Origin of the sequence: Micromonospora psammae (assembly GCF_036902725.1) — a bacterium.
In the GTDB taxonomy this organism is placed as follows: domain Bacteria; phylum Actinomycetota; class Actinomycetes; order Mycobacteriales; family Micromonosporaceae; genus Micromonospora.
Map to the genome: position 1 here is coordinate 13,634 of NZ_JBAKHM010000009.1, position 19,747 is coordinate 33,380.

At 72.6% G+C, this 19,747-nt stretch carries 18 protein-coding genes; 10 read left to right on the top strand and 8 right to left on the bottom strand.

What is annotated here, in order from left to right:
• Positions 1 to 78 precede the first annotated feature (78 nt).
• Positions 79 to 2,484, top strand: coding sequence for a DNA helicase PcrA (pcrA, locus tag V6U79_RS13345; RefSeq protein ID WP_334533831.1), 2,406 nt, complete (start codon positions 79 to 81; stop codon positions 2,482 to 2,484).
• Between the two features lie 59 nt (positions 2,485 to 2,543).
• Here the strand turns inward: pcrA and V6U79_RS13350 are convergent, their stop codons facing one another.
• On the bottom strand, positions 2,544 to 3,320 hold the full coding sequence (locus V6U79_RS13350) for a M23 family metallopeptidase (protein ID WP_334614830.1): 777 nt from the start codon (positions 3,318 to 3,320) through the stop codon (positions 2,544 to 2,546).
• Between the two features lie 261 nt (positions 3,321 to 3,581).
• Positions 3,582 to 4,298 carry a M23 family metallopeptidase gene (locus V6U79_RS13355; RefSeq protein ID WP_334533827.1) on the bottom strand — a complete coding sequence of 239 codons (717 nt, stop codon included), beginning with the start codon at positions 4,296 to 4,298 and terminating at the stop codon, positions 3,582 to 3,584.
• Between the two features lie 386 nt (positions 4,299 to 4,684).
• Between V6U79_RS13355 and icmB the strand changes: the two genes are divergently transcribed.
• The 3 genes from icmB (at position 4,685) to sucD (ending at position 7,633) form a co-directional block, all read left to right on the top strand.
• Positions 4,685 to 5,089, top strand: coding sequence for a coenzyme B12-dependent isobutyryl CoA mutase small subunit (icmB, locus tag V6U79_RS13360; RefSeq protein WP_334533824.1), 405 nt, complete (start codon positions 4,685 to 4,687; stop codon positions 5,087 to 5,089).
• Positions 5,090 to 5,564: 475 nt separating this feature from the next.
• Positions 5,565 to 6,743 carry an ADP-forming succinate--CoA ligase subunit beta gene (gene sucC / locus V6U79_RS13365; protein WP_334533821.1) on the top strand — a complete coding sequence of 393 codons (1,179 nt, stop codon included), beginning with the start codon at positions 5,565 to 5,567 and terminating at the stop codon, positions 6,741 to 6,743.
• Between the two features lie 2 nt (positions 6,744 to 6,745).
• Positions 6,746 to 7,633: a succinate--CoA ligase subunit alpha gene (gene sucD / locus V6U79_RS13370; RefSeq protein WP_334533818.1), complete on the top strand. Its 888-nt coding sequence runs from the start codon at positions 6,746 to 6,748 to the stop codon at positions 7,631 to 7,633.
• 102 nt (positions 7,634 to 7,735) lie between these two features.
• Here sucD and V6U79_RS13375 read toward each other — a convergent pair whose 3' ends face one another.
• Positions 7,736 to 8,002 carry a DUF4190 domain-containing protein gene (locus V6U79_RS13375; RefSeq protein ID WP_334533815.1) on the bottom strand — a complete coding sequence of 89 codons (267 nt, stop codon included), beginning with the start codon at positions 8,000 to 8,002 and terminating at the stop codon, positions 7,736 to 7,738.
• A gap of 156 nt (positions 8,003 to 8,158) precedes the next feature.
• Here V6U79_RS13375 and V6U79_RS13380 point away from each other — a divergent pair, with 156 nt between their 5' ends.
• The gene (locus V6U79_RS13380; protein ID WP_334614831.1) at positions 8,159 to 9,475 is read left to right on the top strand and encodes a cell division protein PerM; all 1,317 of its coding nucleotides are present in this window, start codon (positions 8,159 to 8,161) and stop codon (positions 9,473 to 9,475) included.
• Between the two features lie 85 nt (positions 9,476 to 9,560).
• Here V6U79_RS13380 and V6U79_RS13385 read toward each other — a convergent pair whose 3' ends face one another.
• Together V6U79_RS13385 and V6U79_RS13390 are read right to left on the bottom strand one after the other, a co-directional pair.
• On the bottom strand, positions 9,561 to 10,079 hold the full coding sequence (locus V6U79_RS13385) for a hypothetical protein (protein ID WP_334614832.1): 519 nt from the start codon (positions 10,077 to 10,079) through the stop codon (positions 9,561 to 9,563).
• A 26-nt stretch (positions 10,080 to 10,105) separates the two neighbouring features.
• A complete protein-coding gene (locus tag V6U79_RS13390; RefSeq protein ID WP_334614833.1) occupies positions 10,106 to 10,408 on the bottom strand; it encodes a CD225/dispanin family protein in 303 nt (100 codons plus the stop codon).
• A gap of 188 nt (positions 10,409 to 10,596) precedes the next feature.
• On the opposite strand from V6U79_RS13390, the gene purN reads away from it, so the two are divergent.
• The 4 genes from purN to mdh all read left to right on the top strand — a co-directional run bounded on the left by purN (position 10,597) and on the right by mdh (position 14,956).
• Positions 10,597 to 11,217: a phosphoribosylglycinamide formyltransferase gene (gene purN, locus V6U79_RS13395; RefSeq protein ID WP_334534529.1), complete on the top strand. Its 621-nt coding sequence runs from the start codon at positions 10,597 to 10,599 to the stop codon at positions 11,215 to 11,217.
• Positions 11,214 to 12,785 carry a bifunctional phosphoribosylaminoimidazolecarboxamide formyltransferase/IMP cyclohydrolase gene (gene purH, locus V6U79_RS13400; protein ID WP_334534528.1) on the top strand — a complete coding sequence of 524 codons (1,572 nt, stop codon included), beginning with the start codon at positions 11,214 to 11,216 and terminating at the stop codon, positions 12,783 to 12,785. The genes purN and purH overlap by 4 nt, the downstream gene beginning before the upstream one ends.
• A gap of 232 nt (positions 12,786 to 13,017) precedes the next feature.
• The gene (locus V6U79_RS13405) at positions 13,018 to 13,878 is read left to right on the top strand and encodes a bifunctional methylenetetrahydrofolate dehydrogenase/methenyltetrahydrofolate cyclohydrolase (protein ID WP_334614834.1); all 861 of its coding nucleotides are present in this window, start codon (positions 13,018 to 13,020) and stop codon (positions 13,876 to 13,878) included.
• Between the two features lie 127 nt (positions 13,879 to 14,005).
• A complete protein-coding gene (gene mdh / locus V6U79_RS13410; protein WP_334534526.1) occupies positions 14,006 to 14,956 on the top strand; it encodes a malate dehydrogenase in 951 nt (316 codons plus the stop codon).
• A gap of 320 nt (positions 14,957 to 15,276) precedes the next feature.
• Here the strand turns inward: mdh and V6U79_RS13415 are convergent, their stop codons facing one another.
• The gene (locus tag V6U79_RS13415) at positions 15,277 to 16,086 is read right to left on the bottom strand and encodes an MBL fold metallo-hydrolase (protein ID WP_334614835.1); all 810 of its coding nucleotides are present in this window, start codon (positions 16,084 to 16,086) and stop codon (positions 15,277 to 15,279) included.
• A gap of 135 nt (positions 16,087 to 16,221) precedes the next feature.
• On the opposite strand from V6U79_RS13415, the gene V6U79_RS13420 reads away from it, so the two are divergent.
• Positions 16,222 to 17,439 (top strand): NADP-dependent isocitrate dehydrogenase, encoded by a 1,218-nt coding sequence (locus V6U79_RS13420; protein ID WP_334534113.1) that lies wholly within the window; start codon positions 16,222 to 16,224, stop codon positions 17,437 to 17,439.
• A 347-nt stretch (positions 17,440 to 17,786) separates the two neighbouring features.
• Here the strand turns inward: V6U79_RS13420 and galT are convergent, their stop codons facing one another.
• Complete coding sequence (galT, locus tag V6U79_RS13425) at positions 17,787 to 18,863, bottom strand: galactose-1-phosphate uridylyltransferase (RefSeq protein WP_334614836.1); 1,077 nt, start codon at positions 18,861 to 18,863, stop codon at positions 17,787 to 17,789.
• Positions 18,860 to 19,666: a DeoR/GlpR family DNA-binding transcription regulator gene (locus tag V6U79_RS13430; protein WP_334614837.1), complete on the bottom strand. Its 807-nt coding sequence runs from the start codon at positions 19,664 to 19,666 to the stop codon at positions 18,860 to 18,862. The genes galT and V6U79_RS13430 overlap by 4 nt, the downstream gene beginning before the upstream one ends.
• Positions 19,667 to 19,747 lie beyond the last annotated feature (81 nt).

The window sequence follows — 19,747 nt, forward strand, 5'->3', positions numbered from 1 at the left end:
GCCGGGCCGGTGACGGTGACCTCGCCCGGGCGTGCGCGGGCGGGAAGTGTCCGGCCGGCGGCATAGACTCGCCGTGCGATGCATCCTCTCTTCGACATCCCCGTGTCCCCGCCCGCGCCCGAGCCGGCCCGTGCCCCGTCGCGCCGGCCGGGGTCCGCCGCCGCGCACCTCGACCCGCAGGCCCTGGTCGAGGGTCTCAACGGCCCCCAGCGGGACGCGGTGACCCACGCCGGCTCGCCGCTGCTGATCGTGGCCGGTGCGGGCTCCGGCAAGACCCGGGTGCTCACCCACCGGATCGCCTACCTGCTCGCCGCCCGGGACGTGCATCCGGGCGAGATCATCGCGATCACCTTCACCAACAAGGCCGCCGGTGAGATGAAGGAGCGGGTGGCCCACCTGGTCGGGCCGCGCGCCCGGCTGATGTGGGTGTCGACCTTCCACTCCGCCTGCGTACGCATCCTGCGCGCCGAGCACGAGCACGCCGGGTTGAAGTCGACCTTCTCGATCTACGACGCGGACGACTCGCGCCGGCTGATGCAGATGGTCGCCCGCGAGCTCGACCTCGACCCGAAGCGCTACCCGGCGCGCGGCCTGGCCGCCCAGGTCTCCAACCTCAAGAACGAGCTGGTCGACCCCGAGGAGTTCGCGACCCGGGCCAAGGGGCCCAACGAGCGGGCGCTGTCGGAGGCCTACACGCTCTACCAGCGGCGGCTGCGCGAGGCGCACGCGCTGGACTTCGACGATCTGATCATGACGACGGTGCACCTGCTGCAGTCGCACCCGCACGTCGCGGAGAGCTACCGTCGCCGGTTCCGGCACGTCCTCGTCGACGAGTACCAGGACACCAACCACGCCCAGTACACGCTGATCAAGGAGTTGGTCTCCGGCACCGAGGGGATCGAGCCGGCGGAGCTCTGCGTGGTCGGTGACGCCGACCAGTCGATCTACGCGTTCCGCGGTGCGACCATCCGCAACATCCTGGAGTTCGAGCGGGACTTCACCGACGCCCGGACGATCCTGCTGGAGCAGAACTACCGCTCCACCCAGACGATCCTCAACGCGGCGAACGCGGTGATCGACCGGAACACCTCGCGCAAGCCCAAGCGGCTGTGGAGCGACGCCGGGGCCGGCGAGCAGATCGTCGGCTACGTCGCCGACACCGAGCACGCCGAGGCGGACTGGGTGGGCCGGGAGATCGACCGGCTGGTCGACGACGGGGAGACCCGCCCCGGCGACGTCGCCGTCTTCTACCGCACCAACGCCCAGTCCCGGGTCTTCGAAGAGGTCTTCATCCGGGTCGGCCTCCCCTACAAGGTCGTCGGCGGGGTGCGCTTCTACGAGCGCAAGGAGGTTCGCGACGCGCTGGCCTACCTGCGCGCGGTGGTCAACGACGACGACACGGTCAGCCTCCGCCGCATCCTCAACACCCCGCGTCGCGGCATCGGCGACCGGGCCGAGGCCTGCGTAGAGGCGCTCTCCAGCCGGGACCGCATCTCCTTCGGCGCCGCGCTGCGCCGGGCGAAGGACGCGCCGGGCATCTCGACCCGGGCGGCCAACGGCATCGGCGACTTCGTCGCGCTCCTCGACGGCGCGCGGGAGCTGGCCGAGACCGGCACCCCGGAGGAGGTGCTGGAGGCGCTGCTGACCCGCTCGGGCTACCTGACCGAGCTGGAGGAGAGCCTGGACCCGCAGGACGCCGGCCGGGTGGACAACCTCCAGGAGCTGGTCAGCGTCGCCCGCGAATACACCGAGCGGGTCGAGGCGACCGGAGCCGAGGGGGAGCGGGCCACCCTGGCCGGCTTCCTGGAGCAGGTGGCGCTCGTCGCCGACGCCGACCAGATCCCCTCCGACGACCCGGACCATCAGGGCGTGGTCACCCTGATGACGCTGCACACCGCCAAGGGGCTGGAGTTCCCGGTGGTCTTCCTGACCGGCCTGGAGGACGGCGTCTTCCCGCACCTGCGCTCGCTGGGCGACACCCGCGAGCTGGAGGAGGAGCGCCGGCTGGCCTACGTCGGCATCACCCGGGCCCGGCAGCGGCTCTACCTGTCCCGGGCGGTCACCCGCTCGGCCTGGGGGCAGCCGGCCTACAACCCGCCGTCGCGGTTCCTGGAGGAGCTGCCGCCGGAGCTGGTCCGCTGGGAGCGCACCGAGGGGTCGTACACCTCGTGGGCCGGCGGGGGCGGCGGCGTCGGTGGCCGCGCGGACCGCGCGCCCGGCGGGCGTGGCGGCTTCGCCGGGGGTACGCCGAAGGCGGCGCAGCTGGCCAAGCGGCTCGGCGTCGACGGCAGCCGGTTGGCCACCGCCAGCGAGCTGCCGCAGGGCCCGAAGGTGTCCGCCGGTGACCGGGTCAACCACCAGCGGTACGGGTTGGGCCGGGTGCTCGCGGTGGAGGGGCACGGGCCGGGCGCGCGGGCGCAGATCGACTTCGGTGACCAGACCATGTGGCTGGTGCTCCGGCACGCCCCGATCGACAAGCTCTGACGACGGAGGGGCCCGACCCGGCACAGCCCGGGTCGGGCCCCTCTTCGCGTCGCCGTGGCTCAGCAGCCCACTCTGAGGCCCCGGGCGCGCAGGAACGGGCCCGGGTCGATCTGGTTCCACATCTGGCCCTGGTGCACCTCGAAGTGCAGGTGCGGGCCGGTGGAATCGCCGGTGGAGCCTTCCAGGCCGAGGGTCTCCCCGGCGCCGACCTTCTCACCGACGCTGACCTTCGCGGTGCTCAGGTGCGCGTAGTGGGTCAGGTAGCCGTTGCCGTGGTTGACCACGACCGAGATGCCGTAGCCGTCGCCGACGTCGCCGGCCTTCTCCACGGTGCCGCGGAAGGCGGCGCGGACCGGCGTGCCGGCGGGCATCGCGAAGTCGATGCCGGCGTGCAGCGTGCCCCACCGCGGCCCGTAGCAGGAGGTGATCTCGGCGCCCTTCATCGGCATGACCCAGGACGGTCTCGGCTTCGCCGTCCTGGTGGCGGTCGGCCTCGGCGTGCGCGTGGCCTTGCGCGAACGGGTGGCCGACGGGCCGGGGGTCGGGTCGGCCGTGGTGTGGCTGGGCCTGGCCCACGGGCGGTCCGGGGTGGCCGACTCGCGGGTGGAGCGGTCGGCCCGGTCGGCGGCCTCGGCGCGGGTCCGGGCGTCGAGGGCGACGGCAGTGGGGGTGGGGGAGTCCTCCCGGTCGAGCACGACGGTCGAGACGCCGACGAGGCCGAGGCCGACCAGCGCGACCGCGCCGAGGACGAGGCTCCGTCCTCCGGGCCGGCGCCGCCCGTGCCGGGCCGGGACGGACAGGGTCTTCTCGTTCGGGGTGTTGCTGTCTTCCTGCACGACGGACCTTCAGTCTGGGGGGCGGGGACCTGCCCATCCTGGGTGTCGGCCGGGTCGTCGGCGGGTACGGGTGCGGGTGGGCGACCGACGGACGCCGGGGCCGGTGTCATGGTTCCTGCCGCTCTCGGCCCGGACGCCCCGGATCGTCATCCTGTCGGCCTGTGCCCCCGGTCACATCGCTCGGTGTGACCCAGCAGACTTCCGGCAAAGAAGAACCGCCCGGATCGTTCGATCCGGGCGGTCAACGGGCGATACGTAGCGTCAGGAAGCCGCTACCTCGCTGTAATATGCCTCGACTTGCAGCTTGATGTCCACTCCGCGCTCCTGGAGCCACGGCACCGGGTCCAGCGGCTCGCCCTTGACATGGATCTCCAGGTGGAGGTGGGAGCCGTACGAGTGGCCGGTGTTGCCGACCAGTCCGAGCTGGTCGCCGGCCTTGACCTGCTGCCCCTCCTGGACGCTGACCGACTGGGAGTGGCCGTAGATGGCCTCGCTGCCGTCCGCGTGCTGGACGATCACGGCGTAGCCGTAGCCGCCGAACCAGCCGGCCTTGGTGACGGTGCCCGAGTGGATGGCGACGTACGGGGTGCCCTCCGGCGCGACCAGGTCGATGCCGGTGTGCAGCTTGCCCCAGCGCATGCCGTACGGGGAGTTGAAGTCGTAGCCCTGCAGGGGCAGCAGCCACGGGTCCTGCTCGGTGGAGCTGACCTGCGCGTCCCGGTTGGTGTCACGGGTGGCGCGGTCGGCCGCGTCGGCGCGGGCCGCCACGTCCTGGTTGGTGATCGACGCCTGCTTGAGCTCGTCGAGGACCGACGGGCTGACGCTCTTGGCGTCGGGCATCGCGCCCGCGCCGAGCGCGACGATGCCGGCGCCGACGAACGCGGTGGTGACGACTGCGGCGTAACGGCTCCGCGGGGGGGTGGGTACGCGGCGGCGACCGCGATATCTATCGGGCTCAGACGACAGGCGCTGGCGCACGCACACCCTCCGTTGTCGGGGATCCGATGCGGTCGGCCGGCGTCCGGGGAAAGCCCCGGTGAACGTCGGTCGGCCGCGTCGTCACCCGTCGGTGGACCTGATGACAACCGTGGACACGTTAGCCGTCCGCCGCTCCCGTCACAAGCGCAACCGCCGAAACGTCGAGTCTTTCTGTCCCTTTCCGTCCTTCCTTGTCATAGCTTGGGGCACCGGACGGCTGTCCCTGCAACTGCCCGTTCGTTGCCCAGAGTGACCGATCGGCGGAGGTGTCCGCCTTTTCGCGGGGCTGGCCGGGAGGTAAGGGTGCGGGGCGGATTTCCCGCCCCGCGCCGGGCGGGTTACCGTTCGTTCAGGTGATAGCCGCGGAGCCCGCGAAAGGTGTGCTGATGAGCTCTCGTATCCGGGTCGTCGTCGCGAAGCCGGGCCTCGACGGCCACGACCGCGGCGCCAAGGTGGTGGCGCGCGCACTCCGCGACGCCGGCATGGAGGTCATCTACACCGGCCTGCACCAGACGCCGGAGCAGATCGTGGAGACCGCCATCCAGGAGGACGCGGACGCGGTCGGGCTCTCCGTGCTCTCCGGCGCGCACATGACGCTCTTCCGCCGGGTGCTGGAGCTGCTCGGCGAGCGGGACGCCCGCGACATCGTCGTCTTCGGTGGCGGCATCATCCCGGACGCCGACATCCCCGAGCTGGAGCAGCTCGGCGTCGCCAAGATCTTCACCCCGGGCGCGACCACCGGGTCGATCGTCGAGTGGGTCCGGGCGAACGTGGCCCAGGCCGTCGCCTGACCCACCCCCGACGTACCGAAATGGCGGTGTCCCGAACCGGGACACCGCCACCTCGCTGTTCTAGGGTCGATCACGGCGTGGGCCGGACCCCGGACAGGGGGAAGGGCCGGACGCACCCCTCACACGCCCGGCCCTTCTATGCACGATGCCCCGCCGCCACCCCTCGACCGACAGGGCATCGGCCGCTCCCGTCTTCGCGCTGTTCAGCGCTCCGACATCAGACTCAACGACGCCCCCACGGTGGGGTTACGCGGCTTGCGCGACAACCTCCGCCGCGGCCCGCGGGCCCGGCGGGTCGCGCCCGACGCGCTGTGCATTACCGCACACCGTGCACCCGCTCGGTTGCCTGCGGTGCCCATCTCGCTAGGCTGCCGCCAACGGCCTGTTCCAACTGTTGGCAGGCGTCAAGGAAGTTTCCACAACGCTGGTGAGCGGCGCGACGGCGCGCCGCGGAGACGGGACGGGACGCGCAATCGTGGACCTGTACGAGTACCAGGGGCGGGACCTGTTCGAGCGGCACGGGTTGCCCGTGCTCGCCGGCGGCGTCGCCACTACCCCGGAGGAGGCCCGCGCGATCGCCGAACGCCTCGGCGGTCGGGTGGTCGTCAAGGCGCAGGTGAAGGTCGGTGGCCGAGGCAAGGCCGGCGGCGTCAAGCTGGCCGAGGGCGCGGAGGAGACGGTGGCCCGCGCCACCGACATCCTCGGCATGGACATCAAGGGTCACACCGTCCACAAGGTCATGATCACCGTGACCGCGGACGTGGCCGAGGAGTACTACTTCTCCTACCTGCTCGACCGGGCGAACCGCACCTTCCTCTGCATCGCCAGCGTCGCCGGCGGCATGGACATCGAGCAGGTCGCCGCCGAGACCCCCGACAAGGTGGTCAAGGCCCCGATCGACGCCGTCAAGGGCGTCGACGAGGCGAAGGCCCGCGAGATCGTGACCGCCGCCGGCTTCCCGGCCGAGGTCGCCGACCAGGTGGTCGACGTCGCGGTCGGGCTGTGGAAGGCGTTCGTCGCCGAGGACGCCACGCTGGTCGAGGTGAACCCGCTGGCGAAGACGGGCGACGGCGAGCTGCTGCTGCTCGACGCCAAGATCACGCTGGACGAGAACGCCGCGTTCCGGCACCCGGACCACGAGGCCCTGGTCGACCAGGCCGCGGTGGACCCGCTGGAGCAGGCCGCCAAGGAGAAGGACCTCAACTACGTCAAGCTCGACGGCGAGGTCGGCATCATCGGCAACGGCGCGGGCCTGGTCATGTCCACTCTCGACGTGGTGGCCTACGCGGGCGAGCGGCACGGCGACGTCAAGCCAGCCAACTTCCTCGACATCGGCGGTGGCGCGAGCGCCGCGGTGATGGCCAACGGTCTGGAGATCGTGCTCTCCGACCCGTCGGTCAAGAGCGTCTTCGTCAACGTCTTCGGTGGCATCACCGCCTGCGACGAGGTCGCCAACGGCATCATCCAGGCGCTGGCCCTGCTCGAGCAGCGCGGCGAGAAGGTCACCAAGCCGCTCGTCGTCCGCCTCGACGGCAACAACGCCGAGGCCGGTCGGGCGATCCTCGACAGCGCGAACAACCCGCTCGTGCAGCGGGTCGACACCATGGACGGCGCGGCCGAGCGGGCCGCCGAGCTGGCAGCTGCGGGGGTCTGAACATGGCTATCTGGCTGACCAAGGACTCGAAGGTCATCGTTCAGGGGATGACCGGTTCCGAGGGTTCGAAGCACACCCGGCGGATGCTCGCCGCCGGCACCAACGTCGTCGGCGGCGTCAACCCGCGCAAGGCGGGCCAGACCGTCGACTTCGACGGGACCGAGCTGCCGGTCTTCGCCTCCGTCGCGGACGCGATGAAGGAGACCGGGGCCGACGTCACCGTCATCTTCGTGCCGCCGCAGTTCACCAAGGGCGCCGTGGTCGAGGCGATCGACGCCGCGATCCCGCTGGCCGTGGTGATCACCGAGGGCGTCCCGGTGCACGACACCGCCGCCTTCTGGGCGTACAACGTGTCGAAGGGCGAGCAGACCCGGATCATCGGGCCGAACTGCCCGGGCATCGCCTCGCCGGGCGCCTCCAACGCCGGCATCATCCCGGCCGACATCACCGGCTCCGGCCGGATCGGCCTGGTCAGCAAGAGCGGCACGCTGACCTACCAGATGATGTACGAGCTGCGCGACATCGGCTTCTCGACCTGCGTGGGCATCGGCGGTGACCCGATCATCGGGACCACCCACATCGACGCCCTCGCCGCCTTCGAGGCCGACCCGGAGACCGACGCCATCGTGATGATCGGCGAGATCGGCGGCGACGCCGAGGAGCGGGCCGCCGAGTTCATCAAGGCCAACGTCACCAAGCCGGTGGTCGGCTACATCGCCGGCTTCACCGCGCCCCCCGGCAAGACCATGGGGCACGCCGGCGCGATCATCTCCGGCTCGGCGGGCACCGCCGAGGCGAAGCAGGCGGCCCTGGAGGCCGTCGGCGTCAAGGTCGGCAAGACGCCGACCGAGACCGCCAAGCTGATGCGGGAGATCATGTCCGGCCGCTGAGCCGGGCGGACCGGCCGCTGGGCGGACGGCTGGACGAACCAGCCGGCCGCCGGGGCGGCCGACAGGGCTACCGAGGGGGTCGACCGGCGACGGTCGGCCCCCTCAGTTGTCGTCCCAGAGCGGGTAGGTGCCGGTGGCCCGCCAGACCGCGGAACCGATGATGTTGATCACGCCGAAGGCGATCGCCAGGTAGCCCAGCACCGGTGACTGGTGGAACCGTTTCGCGTCCCGGATCGACAGGTAACCGAAGACGATGCCGAGGATGCCGCAGCAGAGCAGGCCGGTGATGATGCCGAGCACGCCCCAGAGCGTGGTGCGGTCCCGACCGGCCGCCGGCGGTGGCGGGGGCGGCGGGTACGGAGCGTTCACGGCTTCCTCCCAGCGGTCGGTGCCGCGACTTCGGTCGCGTCCTGCGCCGAGGCTAGACCGGGTCGGGGCCCTGAAACCGGTGGATCACGGAACTCGCCGGGGCCGCCCGGGGCCGCCGGGCAGCCGCCGGCCGCCCGGCGTGCCAGAGTAGACCCGATGTCCTCGGTCACCCCTGATCAGCCCCGCCGCGCCGGCCCGGTCGTCCGCGCCGACGCCCGACCGACCGACCGTGCCGTGCCGGGCCCCCGGGTGCCGGCCCCCCGCCGGCCGGAGCCGTCGCGCGGCCGCGCGCCGCTCGCTGTGGCCGCCGGGGTCGCCGCCGGCTGGGCCGCGCTCACCTCGTACCTGCCGGTCGCCCTGGTGCTGGGGCTCGTCCAGCTCAGCGAGGACGCCGGCTCGGTGACCGGCGCCCTGCGCGCGGGGCTCGCCGGCTGGCTGCTCGGCCACGGGGTGCCGCTGGAGACCGGCGCCGGCCCGCTCGGCCTCGTCCCGCTGGCGCTCAGCGGGCTCGCGTTCTGGCGGCTGACCCGGGCCGGCGTGCACACCAGCCGGGCCATCGGCGCCCGCGGCGGCCGCTCACCCCGCCAGGCACTCACCGCCGCGGGCGCGGTCGGCGTCGGGTACGCGCTGCTCGGCGCCCTCGCCGCGGTGCTGGTCGGCACGGCCGGCCTGAGCGTGTCCCCGATCCGGGCCGGCGGGACGTACGCGATCTTCGGCGCCCTGGCGGCGCTGATCGGCGCGGGCCGCACCACCGGGGTCGCCGGGGTGCTCGCCGCGCGGACGCCGACCGTGCTGCGCGACGGGGTGCGCACCGGACTGGTGGCGGGGCTGCTGCTGCTCGGCGCCGGTGCCGGAGCGGCCGGACTGGCCGTGGCGACCGGCGGGGGAGACGCCGCCGACATGATCGCCGCCTACCGGACGGGGGTCGCCGGCCAGGCCGGCATCACCCTGGTCAGCCTGGCGTACGCGCCCAACGCCACGGTCTGGTCGACCGCCTACCTGCTCGGGCCCGGATTCGCCGTCGGCGCCGGCACCGCAGTCCGCACCAGCGAGGTCTCGGTGGGCGCGCTGCCGGCCGTACCGCTGCTCGCCGGCCTGCCCAGCGGCCCGGCCGACGGGTTCGGCGCCGCGCTGCTCGCGGTGCCGGTGCTGGCCGGCATGGCGGCGGGCTGGCTGCTCGGCCGCCGGCTGCTCCGCCCGGCCGCCCGGCCGGAACCCCCCGCCGCCCGACCCGACCGCACGGAGCTCGGCTGGCCGGCGCTGCTCGGCCCGGCGGCGCTCGCCGGCCCGGTGGTCGGCCTGCTCGCCGGTCTCGCCGCCGCCGCCTCCGGTGGGCCGCTCGGCGGTGGCCGGTTGGCCGAGATCGGCCCGGTGCCCTGGCAGGTGGCGGCCGTGGCGACCGCCGTGGTGATGGCCGGCGCGCTGCTCGGCGCCGCCGCCGCCAAGGTGCTCGACCGGCCCGGCCGCGGCTGACCCGCCCGACCGGGCGTCGTGCGACCTCGGCATGCCGAAGGGGCGCCCCGGGACGACCCGGGACGCCCCTTCGCGTGGCGCCGACTCAGGAGTTCGGCAGGGCCAGGCCGAGGGCGAGCAGCCCGATGTGCAGGATGCCCAGCAGCAGGCCGACGCCGCCGCAGATCAGGCCGGTGAGGGCCTGACCGGGGTTGGTCGCCAGCCCGCGGGTGGCCTTCTGCCGAGCCAGCCCGCCGGTGACCAGCCCCGCGATGCCCAGTGGAATGCCCAGATAGCAGCAGACCAGCGGGATCGAGGCGATGCCCAGGATCATCGACACCAGGCCGAGGGTGTTGTCGCCCTGCTGCGGGTACCCGGCATTCGGATAGATCGGCAGGCCGTACGGCTGCTGGCCGTACGGGTCCGGGTAGGACGGCTGCCCGTACGGCGGCTGCTGCCCGTAATGCTGCTTCGCGACGGCGTACGGGTCGTACGGTTGCTGGGCCCAGGGCGCCTGCGGCGGCGCGTACGGGTCCGGCTGCTGCCCGTACGGCGGCTGACCGTACGGCTGCCCCGGAGCGGGCTGCTGACCGTACGGGTCCTGGCCGGGGTGTCCGGGCTGCATGTCGGGTGCTCCTCGGTCCGGGATCGTCAGTAGCTGCTGCTGGTGCTGCCGCCCATGGCGCCCAGCGCGCCGCCGAAGATGCAGCAGAGCAGGACGATGACGAGCCAGATGCCGCCGATGATGAAGGCCAGCTTCGACCACTTCTTGGACTCGGCCGCGGCAGCCTGCGCGCCGGCGTAGTCACCCTGCTGGAGCAGCGGGTTGACCTTGGAGGCGTTGATGATCGCCGGGATGGCCAGCGGCCAGAAGAGGAAGATGGCGACGATCGACGGCGTCATGTTGTTGTTGATCGGCTGCGGCTGCTGGGGGTTCGGGTAGCCGGGCTGCATCGCGGGGGTGCTCCTCGTCGACATCGGTACGTGTGGCGTACCGGTTCAGTGGTGAAGGGTCACGGCGACGGGCGGGTGCCGGCCACCGGGCGACGGGCAGCGTATCGCGCCGGGGCCACCCGGGAGATCACCCGAATCGTCGCTGCCCGACCGATGGGCGGGCCGACCTGCCCGATAGGGTTGGCCGCGTGACCGAGCCCGCGTCCGTCGCCCGCCTCGTCGTCCTCGTCTCCGGGTCCGGCAGCAACCTCCAGGCCCTGCTCGACGCCGCCGCCGACCCCGCGTACGGGGCCCGGGTGGTGGCGGTCGGCGCCGACCGCGAGGGGATCGCCGGCCTGGACCGGGCGGCCGCCGCCGGGGTGCCGACCTTCGTCGAGCGGGTGAAGGACCACCCGAGCCGGGAGGACTGGGACGCCGCGCTCACCGCGCACGTCGCCGAGCACAAGCCGGACCTGGTGATCAGCGCCGGCTTCCTCAAGCTGGTCGGGCCGCACTTCCTGGCCGCCTTCGGCGACCGCTACCTGAACACCCACAACACCCTGCTGCCGGCGTTCCCCGGCATCCACGGCCCCCGGGACGCGCTCGCCTACGGCGTCAAGGTCACCGGGGCCACCCTCTTCTTCGTCGACGCCGGGATGGACACCGGTCCGATCGTCGCGCAGGTCGCCGTGCCGGTGCTGGACGACGACGACGAGGAGGCGCTCACCGAGCGCATCAAGGAAGCCGAGCGGCGCCAGCTCGTCGAGCAGGTCGGTCGCCTGGTCCGCGAAGGTTGGACCATCACCGGAAGAAAGGTCACGGTTCCGTGAGTTCCACTCAGGACGAGCGCCGCCCGATCAGGCGGGCACTGGTCAGCGTCTACGACAAGAACGGTCTGGTCGAGCTGGCCCGGGCGCTGCACGACGCCGGAGTGGAGATCGTTTCGACCGGTAGCACCGCGTCGACGATCTCCGGCGCGGGTGTGCCGGTGACCCCGGTGGAGCAGGTGACCGGCTTCCCGGAGATCCTCGACGGCCGGGTGAAGACCCTGCACCCGAAGATCCATGGCGGCCTCCTCGCCGACCTGCGCAAGGACTCGCACGCCGCCCAGCTCGACGAGCACGGCATCGCCGGGATCGACCTGCTGGTCTCCAACCTCTACCCGTTCCAGGCCACCGTCGCCTCGGGCGCGTCGCAGGACGAGTGCGTCGAGCAGATCGACATCGGCGGGCCGGCGATGGTCCGGGCCGCGGCGAAGAACCACGCGTCGGTCGCGGTGGTGACCGACCCGGCGGCGTACCCGGCGCTGCTGGCCGCGCTCGCCGAGGGCGGCTTCACGCTCGCCCAGCGCAGGGCGCTGGCGGCGCGCGCCTTCGCCGATATCGCCGAGTACGACGTGGCGGTCGCCGAGTGGTGCGCCCGGGAGCTGGCCCCCGAGGCCGACGGGTGGCCGCGGTTCGCCGGGCTGACCCTGCGCCGGCAGGCGGTGCTGCGCTACGGGGAGAACCCGCACCAGGCCGCCGCCCTCTACGCCGACCCGGCCAGCCCGTCCGGGCTGGCCCAGGCCGAGCAGCTGCACGGCAAGGAGATGTCCTACAACAACTACGTCGACGCGGACGCCGCGTGGCGGGCGGCCAACGACTTCCCCGACCAGCCGGCGGTGGCGATCATCAAGCACGCCAACCCGTGCGGCATCGCGGTCGGCGCCGACGTGGCCGAGGCGCACCGCCGGGCGCACGCCTGCGACCCGGTCTCCGCGTTCGGCGGGGTGATCGCGGTGAACCGGCCGGTGAGCGTCGAGCTGGCCCGGCAGGTCGCGGAGATCTTCACCGAGGTGCTGGTCGCGCCGGAGTTCGAGACCGGCGCCCGGGAGATCCTCCAGGCCAAGAAGAACATCCGGCTGCTGCGGGCACCGGAGTTCCGGCCGCTGCCGGCGGAGTGGCGGCAGGTCACCGGTGGCGTGCTGGTGCAGCTGCGCGACCGGATCGACGCCGAGGGCGACGATCCGGCCAACTGGCGGCTGGCGACCGGCGAGGCGGCCGACGAGGCGACCCTGCGGGACCTCGTCCTGGCCTGGCGGGCGGTCCGCGCGGTGAAGAGCAACGCGATCCTCCTGGCCCGGGACGGCGCCTCCGTCGGCGTCGGCATGGGCCAGGTCAACCGGGTGGACTCGGCGCGGCTGGCGGTCAGCCGGGCCGGCGCGGACCGGGCCCGCGGCGCGGTGGCGGCCTCGGACGCGTTCTTCCCGTTCGCCGACGGCCCGCAGATCCTCATCGACGCGGGCGTGAAGGCGATCGTGCAGCCCGGCGGCTCCATCCGCGACGAGGAGACCATCGCCGCCTGCAAGGAGGCCGGCGTCACGATGTACCTCACCGGCACCCGCCACTTCTTCCACTGATACCGGCTCCGAGCGGCCCCGTCCCCGACCGGGGACGGGGCCGCCGCGTTCCGGCGTTCTTCACCCGTTCGCCGGCCCGCAGGTCCTCGCGGGGCAGGACCAGCATCACGGCGACCCGGATGTGCCGGACCACCCGACAGGTCGTGCGCGACGAAGATGTACGACAGCCCGAACGGAACGTCACCGTCGCCGTCGGCGAACCGTCGGCCGCCCGACATGAGACGATCTGGTCGTGACGGCGACGATCCTGGACGGCAAGGCCACCGCGGCGGAGATCAAGGACGAGTTGCGTACCCGGGTGAAGGCGCTCGCGGAACACGGCGTCACCCCGGGACTGGGCACCGTCCTGGTCGGCGCCGACCCCGGCTCCCAGGCGTACGTCAACGGCAAGCACCGGGACTGCGCCGAGGTGGGCATCGCCTCGATCCGCCGGGAACTGCCCGCCGACGCCACCCAGCAGCAGGTCGACGAGGTGCTCGCCGAGCTGAACGCCGACCCGGCCTGCCACGGCTACATCGTCCAGCTACCGCTCCCCGGCCACCTGGACACCCAGCGGGCGCTGGAGATGATCGACCCGGACAAGGACGCCGACGGCCTGCACCCGGTCAACCTCGGTCGGCTCGTGCTCGGCTACGACGGCCCGCTGCCGTGCACCCCGCGCGGCATCGTCGAGCTGCTCCGCCGGCACGACGTCGCGCTGCGCGGCGCCACGGTCGCCGTGGTGGGCCGGGGCAACACGGTCGGCCGCCCGCTCGGCCTGCTGCTGACCCGACGCAGCGAGAACGCCACCGTGACCCTCTGCCACACCGGCACCCTGGACCTCGTGGCGCACACCCGGGCCGCTGACATCGTCATCGTCGCCGCCGGCGTCCCCGGCCTGCTCACCGCCGACATGATCAGTCCCGGCGCGACCGTCGTCGACGTCGGCATCACCCGGGTGATCGGGCCGGACGGCAAGGGCCGCTACACCGGTGACGTGGACCCGGAGGTCGCCGAGGTGGCCGGCAAGGTGGTGCCGATGCCCGGCGGCGTCGGCCCGATGACCCGCGCCATGCTGCTGACCAACGTGGTGGAGCGCGCCGAGCGCGGCTGACCCGGGCCGAACCGGGCGCGCGTGACATCCGCCCCATCCCGGCGATGGCCGCCGCCCCTGGCCCGATCGGTGCCACGATGACTGATACGGTCCGGAAAACCGACTGGTATCAGGGAGTGGGACGACCATGGGTAAGAAGGTCACTGTCGTCGGGGCCGGCTTCTACGGCTCCACCACCGCACAGCGCCTGGCCGAGTACGACGTCTTCGACACCGTCGTGATCACCGACATCGTGGAGGGCAAGCCGGCGGGTCTCGCGCTGGACCTCAACCAGTCCCGCGCGGTCGAGGGCTTCGAGACCAAGGTGGTCGGCGTCACCACCGGCCCGAACGGCGAGGGCTACGAGGCCATCGAGGGCTCGGACGTCGTCGTCATCACCGCCGGCCTGCCGCGCAAGCCGGGCATGAGCCGGATGGACCTGCTGGAGACCAACGCCAAGATCGTTCGGCAGGTCTCCGAGAACGTCGCCAAGTACGCCCCGAACGCCGTCGTCATCGTCGTCTCCAACCCGCTGGACGAGATGACCGCGCTGGCCCAGCTCGCCACCCAGTTCCCCAAGAACCGGGTGCTCGGCCAGGCCGGCATGCTCGACACCGCCCGGTTCACCAACTTCGTCGCCGAGGCGCTCGGCGTACCGGTGAAGTCGGTGAAGACGCTGACGCTGGGCTCGCACGGCGACACCATGGTCCCGGTGCCGTCGAAGAGCACCGTCAACGGCAAGCCGCTGCGTGAGGCGATGCCGGCCGAGCAGATCGAGGAGCTGGTCGTCAAGACCCGCAACGGTGGCGCCGAGGTCGTCGCGCTGCTCAAGACCGGTTCGGCGTACTACGCCCCGTCGGCCGCCGCCGCCCGGATGGCCAAGGCGGTCGCGGAGGACTCCGGCGAGGTCATGCCGGTCTGCGCCTGGGTCGACGGCGAGTACGGCATCGCCGGCGTCTACCTGGGCGTCGAGGCCGAGATCGGCGCCCAGGGCGTCAAGCGCGTGGTCGAGACCGACCTGGACGCCGACGAGCTGGCCAGCCTGAAGGAGGCCGCCGAGGCGGTCCGCGCCAAGCAGGCCGACGTCGCCAACATGTGATCCACCAGCACCACCCGAAGGGGGCACGCCGGCACACCCGGCGTGCCCCCTTCCGCATCCCCGTTGAGGCGCGGGCGCGGGCGCGCGGCGCGGAGGCGCGGCGCGGGCCGCGAAGATCACGCTCGAACATGGAAGTAGTGGCCTCCTGTCGCCTGGGAGGCCACTACTTCCTGGAACGAGCACGATCTTGCGGATGCCCGGACCGCTCCCAGCGTTGATCAAGAAGTTTGCGTCGGAAACGCGGCCTGGGACGACGCAAACTTCTTGATCAACTCGAAGGTTCGCGGTGCGCGCGGTGCGCGGTGCGGGGGTGCCGGGGGTCAGAGGGGGGTGAAGGGGGTGCCCAGGTGGGGGGTGGCCAGGTGGGTGGGGCCGGGGGTGGTGGCGAGGGTGTGCAGGAGGGTCGTACGGGAGGTGCGGGCGGTCGCCGGGTCCTCCTCGTGGGCGTAGGCCAGGGTGGGGTCGACCAGCTGCACGGCGTGCACCAGCAGGTCGCCGGTGAGCAGGAGCCGTTCGTCGCCGGCGTCGACCAGCACCGACTGGTGGCCGGGGGTGTGCCCCGGGGTGCTCAGCAGGCGTACCCCGGGGGTGAGCGGGGTGTCGCCGTCGACCACCCGGAGCCGGCCGGCGGCGCGCAACGGCGCGACCAGGCCGGCCGGTAGTCCCGGGTTGATGGTCTCCATCACGTCCAGCTCGGCCCGCTGCACCAGGTAGTCGGCGTTCGGGAAGTACGGCCGGCCGGGGGTGCCGGTCACCGCCCAGCCGATGTGGTCGCTGTGCAGGTGGGTGAGGACCACGGTGCCGACGTCGGCCGGGTCGATGCCGGCGGCGGCCAGTTCGGCGGGGAGCCGTCCCGGCACCGGGGCCCAGCTCGCGGCGGGAGACCCGGCCGGGCCGATGCCGGCGTCGACGAGGGTCACCGGCCCGTCCCCGACGCGCAGCGCGAAGCTGCGGAACGGCAGCCACCACTGCCCGTCCGCGGTGACCGACGCCGGATCGCGCCGGTCGGCCTCCCGCCAGTGCGCTTCGGTGGCGTCCGGGAACGCCTCGGTGCGGGATTGGAAGAACGGCCCCTCGCCGTCGGTGAGTGCGGTGACCGTGATAGACCCGAGGTTACGGCTCAGTGGCATCGGGCGATGGTGCCAGTGATCCCCGCGCCGGGCATCCGGTTATCCGCCTCGACCGAGGCCGGCTGGGGGCCGCCGGCGAGTTTCCAGTACGCTCGTACTGCTTGAGCACGTGTCCCCCGAGAGGAGCGCCGGCCGATGGCGAAGATCAAGGTAAACAACCCGGTCGTGGAGCTCGACGGCGACGAGATGACCCGGATCATCTGGAAGCAGATCCGGGAGCAGCTGATCCTGCCCTACCTCGACGTCGACCTCCACTACTACGACCTGTCGATCCAGCACCGCGACGAGACCGACGACCAGGTCACCGTCGACGCCGCCAACGCCATCAAGCAGCACGGCGTCGGCGTCAAGTGCGCGACCATCACCCCGGACGAGGCCCGGGTCGAGGAGTTCGGCCTGAAGAAGATGTGGCGGTCGCCCAACGGCACCATCCGCAACATCCTCGGCGGCGTCGTCTTCCGTGAGCCGATCATCATGTCCAACGTGCCGCGGCTCGTCCCCGGCTGGACCAAGCCGATCATCATCGGCCGGCACGCCCACGGTGACCAGTACAAGGCCACCGACTTCGTCGTCCCCGGCCCGGGCAAGGTGACCGTCACCTACACCCCGGCCGACGGCTCCGCCCCGATGGAGATGGAGGTCGCCAACTTCTCCGGCGGCGGCATCGCCATGGGCATGTACAACTTCGACGAGTCGATCCGGGACTTCGCCCGCGCCTCGTTCCGGTACGGCCTGGACCGCAACTACCCGGTCTACCTGTCGACCAAGAACACCATCCTCAAGGCGTACGACGGCCGGTTCAAGGACATCTTCGCCGAGGTGTTCGAGAACGAGTTCAAGTCCGACTTTGAGGCCGCCGGCATCACCTACGAGCACCGGCTGATCGACGACATGGTCGCCGCCGCGCTCAAGTGGGAGGGTGGCTACGTCTGGGCCTGCAAGAACTACGACGGTGACGTGCAGTCCGACACCGTCGCGCAGGGCTTCGGCTCGCTCGGCCTGATGACCTCGGTGCTGCTCTCCCCGGACGGCCGCACCGTCGAGGCCGAGGCCGCCCACGGCACCGTCACCCGGCACTACCGGCAGTGGCAGAAGGGCGAGAAGACGTCGACCAACCCGATCGCGTCGATCTTCGCCTGGACCCGTGGCCTGGCCCACCGGGGCAAGCTGGACGGCACCCCGGCGGTCACCGAGTTCGCCGAGACCCTGGAGCGGGTCTGCGTCGAGACCGTCGAGGGCGGCCAGATGACCAAGGACCTCGCGCTGCTCATCTCGCGCGACGCCCCGTGGCTGACCACCGACGAGTTCATGGGCGCCCTGGACGAGAACCTGGCGCGCAAGCTCGGCGCCTGATCGCCGTACCGCTTCACCGACCGAGCCCGCCGGCGTCCGCCGGCGGGCTCCGTCGTACCCGGGACCCGGCGGGTCGCGGGGTTCGCGCGGGGGGACGGCCCGACAGGCCGCAAACGGTGGGCGCGGATCGCCCCGGCGTCACCGTCGGGGAGGTGGGTCGTTGAAGCGGGTGGACGTGATGCCAGTCGCGTCCCGAAGGGTTGACTTCGGTCGCCTCGCGGCAAGAGTGCCGACCAGCCAGCCTTCCCGGCTGTCGTGCACAGCCAGCCGTCCCTTCCCTGCGGGGGGCCCTGTCCCGGGCCCCCCGCGCCCTGTTTCCGGGCGCGACGTTCCGCCTCGGCGCGGGGTCAGGCGGCGCGGAGCAGTTCCGCCGCCCGCTCCGGGGCGATGTCGTTGATGAAGACGCCCATGCCGGACTCGGAGCCGGCCAGGTACTTCAGCTTGTCCTTCGCCCGCCGGATGCTGAAGAGCTGAAGATGCAGGTGGCCCAGCTCCCGGTCGATCCGCACCGGCGCCTGGTGCCAGGCCGCGATGTACGGCATCGGCATGTCGAAGAGCGCGTCGAAGCGGCGCAGCACGTCCAGGTAGAGCGGACCGAAGGCGTCCCGCTCGGCGTCGTCGAGCGCCGGGATGTCCGGCACCGGCCGGTGCGGCGCCACGTGCACCTCGAACGGCCAGCGGGCCGCCGCCGGGACGTACGCCGTCCAGTGCTCGTTCGAGGCGACCACGCGCTCCCCGGCGGCGCGCTCCGCGGCGAGCACGTCGGCGTAGAGGTTGCCGCCGCCGGTGCGCTCGGCGTGCCGGCGCGCCGCGGCCAGCAGCGACCGGGTCCGCGGCGTGACGAACGGGTACGCGTAGATCTGCCCGTGCGGGTGGTGCAGGGTCACCCCGATCTCCACGCCCCGGTTCTCGAACGGGAAGATCTGCTCCACCCCGGGCAGCTCGGAGAGCGCCGTGGTCCGGTCGGCGAGCGCCTCCAGCACCAGCCGGACCCGCGCCGGGGAGAGGCTGGCGAACGCGGCGTTGTGGTCGTCGGTGAAGCAGACCACCTCGCAGCGTCCCTGCCCGGGCCGGACCGGCGTGAACGGGGTGATCTCGGCCGGCTCCTCGGTGATCCGCTGGCTCAGCGAGGGGAAGCGGTTCTCGAAGACGGCCACGTCGTAGTCCGGCGCGGGGATCTCACTGAGCCGGTCGCCGCGCGACGGGCAGAGCGGGCACTGGTCCGCCGGCGGGAGGAAGATGCGGGTCTGCCGGTGCACGGCGACCGCCACCCACTCGTCGGTCAGCGGGTCGTACCGCAGCTGGGAGGCGTGCGGGGGAGGGGGCAGCTCGCGGCGGTCGGGCTGATCCCGGACCGCGTCGTCCCGCTCGTCGAAGTAGATCAGCTCGCGGCCGTCCGCCAGCTCCATCGCCGTACGCTTCACTGCGTCGTCCCTTCCGTGGTCGTCCGGCCCGTGCTCGGCACGATCACCAGCTCGCCCACCTTCTCGTCGAGTGTCCGGCACGCCTCGGGTGCCAACCGGTCGTCGGTGATCAGCACGTCCGCCGCGGCGAGCCCGACGATCGAGGAGATGCCGACGGTGCCCCACTTGGTGTGGTCGGCCAGCACGACCAGTCCGTCGGCGGCGGCGACCAGGGCCCGGTCGGTCTCCGCCTCCATCAGGTTGGGCGTGGTGAAGCCGGCCCGTTCGGTGATGCCGTGCACGCCGAGGAAGAGCAGGTCCAGGTGGAGCGAGCGGATCGCCTCGACCGCCAGCGGCCCGACCAGCGCGTCGGACGGGGTGCGCACCCCGCCGGTCAGGATCACGGTCTGGTCGGGGCGCCCGCCGGCGTGCAGGATCTCGGCCACCGGCAGGGAGTTGGTCACCACGGTCAGGCCCGGCACGTCGACCAGCCGGCGGGCCAGCTCGGCGGTGGTGGTGCCGGCGGAGAGGGCGATCGCGGCGCCGGGGCGGACCAGCTCGGCGGCCCGGGCGGCGATGGCGGCCTTCTCGGCGGACTGCCGGACGGACTTGGCGTGGAAGCCCGGCTCGTCGGTGGAGCCCGGGCCGGTGAGCGTCGCGCCGCCGTGCACCTTGGCCAGCAGGCCCTGCTCGTGCAGCGTCTCCAGGTCACGCCGGATGGTCATGTCGGAGACGCCGAACTCGGCGGCGAGGTCGGTGACCCGTACGCCCCCGGCCGCGCGGACCCGGTCGAGGATGGCGTCCTGCCGTTGCCGTGCCAGCACCGCTCCACCCCTCCGGCCGCCCGCGCACTCTCACGCGGTCAAACGTGTTCCAACAAGAATGAACACTAGCGCGCAGGAGTC